At 68.4% G+C, this 3,733-nt stretch carries 4 protein-coding genes; 2 read left to right on the top strand and 2 right to left on the bottom strand.

Features of this window, described 5'->3' with window-relative positions:
• Positions 1-92 precede the first annotated feature (92 nt).
• Together ACIBAF_RS49125 and ACIBAF_RS49120 are read right to left on the bottom strand one after the other, a co-directional pair.
• On the bottom strand, positions 93-2,255 hold the full coding sequence (locus tag ACIBAF_RS49125) for a recombinase family protein (RefSeq protein ID WP_399473365.1): 2,163 nt from the start codon (positions 2,253-2,255) through the stop codon (positions 93-95).
• Positions 2,252-2,380 (bottom strand): hypothetical protein, encoded by a 129-nt coding sequence (locus ACIBAF_RS49120; protein ID WP_399473363.1) that lies wholly within the window; start codon positions 2,378-2,380, stop codon positions 2,252-2,254. The genes ACIBAF_RS49125 and ACIBAF_RS49120 overlap by 4 nt, the downstream gene beginning before the upstream one ends.
• Positions 2,381-2,560: 180 nt before the next feature.
• Between ACIBAF_RS49120 and ACIBAF_RS49115 the strand changes: the two genes are divergently transcribed.
• Both ACIBAF_RS49115 and ACIBAF_RS49110 read left to right on the top strand, forming a co-directional pair.
• Positions 2,561-2,731 (top strand): hypothetical protein, encoded by a 171-nt coding sequence (locus tag ACIBAF_RS49115; protein WP_399473361.1) that lies wholly within the window; start codon positions 2,561-2,563, stop codon positions 2,729-2,731.
• A complete protein-coding gene (locus ACIBAF_RS49110) occupies positions 2,728-3,126 on the top strand; it encodes a hypothetical protein (RefSeq protein WP_399473359.1) in 399 nt (132 codons plus the stop codon). The genes ACIBAF_RS49115 and ACIBAF_RS49110 overlap by 4 nt, the downstream gene beginning before the upstream one ends.
• Positions 3,127-3,733: the final 607 nt, after the last annotated feature.

Raw genomic sequence — 3,733 nt, 5'->3', positions numbered from 1 at the left:
CGTCACCCGCAGCCGCCTCGGACGCCTCGTCCGACAAGGCTTCCTCACCCAACCCGGACGAGGTCGCTACGAGAAACGGACTTAACGTCCACTCATGGAGTCTGTTGCCCTGCTGTTTCGGCGGTGTTGGTCCAGATGCGGCGGCTGTACCAGCCGGGCGGACGGGTGCGGCGTTCGCGGAGTTCGGCGAGTTCTTGCTGGTCGGCGTGGGCGATGAGTCGGTGGGGCCAGCGGCTTTCCCGGCGGGTGGTGATCCAGCCGCGGTCGATCCAGGCGTAGAGAGTGGAGGTGGTCATTTCCAGCTCGGCGGCCAGATGCTTGAGCCACCACTCGCCCGGGCCGGGCTCCTCGCCGGGTGGTGCGGGTCGGTGCCGGTGGACACGGCCTGCGGGGCAGGCGAGGCGGCGCATCAGGTCGCGGACGGTGGCTGCGGAGATCCGCTTGCCGCCCTTCGCGGGCCGGAAGCCCTCGGCTTCCAGACGGTCGGCGATTCCGCTGGCGCCGATGCCCTGGCCTGCGAGTTCGCGGATCCGATCAGTCAGATGCGGGTAGTAGCTGAGCTGTTCAAGCCGCTGGACCGGGCGGATGACCTCTCCCGCCGCAGTAGTCCCGCCGGCCCAGACGATCGTGACCTTCACCTGCTCGCTGGTGCCGAGCACGGTGACGACGACCTTGTCGACGACCGCGCGGATGATCTCCTTGCGGTCCGCTGTCGTGGTGCTGTTCGCACGCCACAACCCCTCGATGTCGCCGGCCAGAGCCGTGATGGTCTGCCGCTCGGCCGGTGTGAGGACGTGCGGACTGCTGCGGGTGAAGCGGTCGTGGTCCTCGCCAAGCCGCTGCTGGACGGCGAGTGCCTCCTCCCATTCCTTCTCCAACTGGCGCACGACCAGGCGGTTCTCCGGTTCGGCGAGGTGGTGGCTGCGGCGGGCCCGGTCGGCGTCCTGCGCGGCGCGTTCCAGCCGCTGCGACCACAGCCGTTCCAGCTCGGCCCGCTCTGCCAGGACCTGGTCGGCGGCGCGCAGGGACACCTCGACGGCGGCGGGCGTCAGCGCCGCGAGGACCTGCTGCTCGACGAAGGCGTCCACGCAGGCGGAGTTGAGGAGCTGGCAGCTCTTCTGCGCGCCGTAGTTGGTGACGTCCCGTGAGCACACGTACTCGGGCAGGGCCTTGCTGTGCTGGGTGTGGTAGCGCACGCTCATGCGCCGGTCGCAGCGTCCGCAGTGCACCAGCCCGGCCGTGAGCGCGGGGCCGCCTCGTATCGCGCCCATGGTTTCGGCGCGGGCGCGGTTGGCAGCCAGTCTCGCCTCGTTCGCCTCGAACTGCGCGACGGTGATGTAGGCGGGCAGGGCATTCGGGATCATCACATGCCATCCGTCCCGGGAGCGGACGACCCGTCCGGTGCTGGGACGGGCGGGATCCTGGCGGCGCGGGTCGACCCGGCGCCGCCCGTAGGCGTAGATGCCGGCATAGGCGGGATTGTGCAGCAGGGTCTGGAGCGTCATCCGGTTCGGCCTTCGCCATTCCAGGGTGCCCTTGTCCGGCCCCTCCCGCAGCCGGATGCCCAACTGGATGTCGTTCTCGACGAGATGGCGCAGCACACCGTGCAAGGTGCCGAGCCGCTCGAACTGCGCGAAGATCAGGCGGACGACGGTCTGCACCTGCTCGTCCGGATCGAAGGCGACCTGCCCGGACGGGCGGCGGACGTAACCGCTGGGCAGAGGGAAGGCCAGCTCGCCGCGGCGGGCCTTGTTCAGCCGTCCGCTCCACATCCGCTGCTTGATCAGGTGGAGTTCGGCCTCGCTCATCGTGCCCTTGAGCCCCAGCAGCAGCCTGTCGTTGTACTCGGCCGGGTCGTAGACCCCGTCGCTGTCCGCCAGTACCGCACCCGACAGGGCGCACAGCTCGATCAGCTGGTACCAGTCCTTGCCGGAGCGGGCCAGGCGGGACATCTCGATCCCCAGCACGAGACCGACGTGGTCCAGCCCGATCTCGGTGACCAGACGCTGGAAACCGGTGCGGGCGATCGCACTCGACCCCGACTTGCCCAGGTCCTCGTCGATCACCAGAACCCGGTCCGCCTGCCAGCCCAAAGCCACCGCCCGGTCCACCAGGGCGTACTGCAACCGGGTCGACTCCTGGTGGTCGACGAGCTGCTGGCGTGTGGACTGGCGGATATAGATCACCGCAAGCCGCTGCAGGTGTCGGTCGTCGATCTTGCTGCCGGGCCGCTCCCACGGCATCACCGAGGTCATCGCGGGTCCCGCTCACTCGCCGTCACGGCGGCCGACAACGCGCGACTCGCCAGCCGCACCAACTGCCCCACCACCGCCTGCCGGTTCACCTCCGGCAGCGTCGTCCACACCTGCCCGTCCGGCACCGCCGGAATCGTCGTCTGGGGCCGACGTCACTGTCGTCGCGCATGACGACCTGTTCCCCTCGTCGCTCAGTCGGCCCCGCAACCGTCGGGCCACAACGGCCAACCGCTGCAGGCCCTCACGACCGATTATCGGCGTCCGCTCACTGCTTTGACTATCCATGAGCGCAGTGTGCTTGGGCGATGGAGCAGACGAACGGCACACTGCTGCTGCACCGGCGCCTGGCCCGGGAGTACGACCACCGGCCCGACACCTCCGTCTCGCGCGTCTACTGGGCCTCCACCGCGAACATGACCCGCCGCCTCACCACACCGAGTCCCACCTGGCGCGACACCCTCGGGCTGGCCGCGTGAACGTCACCGAACTCCTCGCCGGCCTCCAGGCCCAGCACGACGAAGTCACCGCCCGAGCCGCAGAACTACGCGGTCAGATCGAGCACTTGACCGCTGCCCTGGCCGAGACCCAGGCGCGACTCGCGGACCTGGACACCACCCGGAAGGTCATCGCGGAGGCCGCGCCGGCAGGAGCCGAACCCGGCCCACCCGAGACCAGCACCGCCTACCAGGCCATCGTGAACGCCTTCAACCAGCACCCCGGCCATGCGTTCAGAGCCCGTGAGCTGCACGAACTCCTCGACATGCCCACCGACGAAGCGACCGTCAACATCACCCGCAGCCGCCTCGGACGCCTCACCCGCCAAGGATTCCTCACCCAACCCGGACGCGGCCGCTACCAGAAACGGACTTAACGCCCACTGAGAACGCTCCTCGCGACCCAGTCTGACCGCGACGACGAACGGGCCCAGGACGAGGACGCCCGGTCGGCCGATCAGGCGCGCACTCTGCTGGAACTCATCGGCGATGAAGAGGCCAAGCGCCGTGCGGAGTCGGCCGAGAATCCCAACGAGTACAACCCCAGGGACAACCCTGACGGCCACGACTTCGAGGAGTGTCCGGTGTGTGGGTACGAGACCTTCTGTGTCCAGGGCTTGGACATGTGGGGGCGGGTCGGCTTCGGGCAGTGCGTCGTCTGCTCGTATAGGCGCAGTCCCCGGGTCGCTGACCAGGAAGGCTTCGGCGAGCACCTCGCATGGTTGATGGGAAATGACTGAAAACTGAACGGTCAGCTCGACAAGAGTGCACAGCTGATCCGGGGAGGAGGCTCAGTGGCTGCTGCCATCATCCGGCCACGCCCACCGGTCAGGTACTCACACCGTCTCTACGCGGACTTTGCTCCATCACGGAGTATCTGGTGACAGTAAGAGGTTGTCTCACGTGGCGAGTTTCGCGAGTTTCTTGTAGCAGGTCAGGGTGGCGGCCAGGCCGAGGAAGGCGAGGAAGTGGGAGCCCTTTCGC

Source organism: Streptomyces sp. NPDC051677 (assembly GCF_044453465.1).
Classification (GTDB): domain Bacteria; phylum Actinomycetota; class Actinomycetes; order Streptomycetales; family Streptomycetaceae; genus Streptomyces.
The sequence above is the reverse complement of the archived record's forward strand: the minus strand, read 5'-3'. Positions and strand labels throughout refer to the sequence as shown.

Bases quoted from the DNA above. Each gene is read 5' to 3' on its own strand.
- ACIBAF_RS49115 (WP_399473361.1), top strand. From the start codon at position 2,561: ATGGAGCAGACGAACGGCACACTGCTGCTGCACCGGCGCCTGGCCCGG.
- ACIBAF_RS49125 (WP_399473365.1), bottom strand. From the start codon at position 2,255: ATGACCTCGGTGATGCCGTGGGAGCGGCCCGGCAGCAAGATCGACGAC.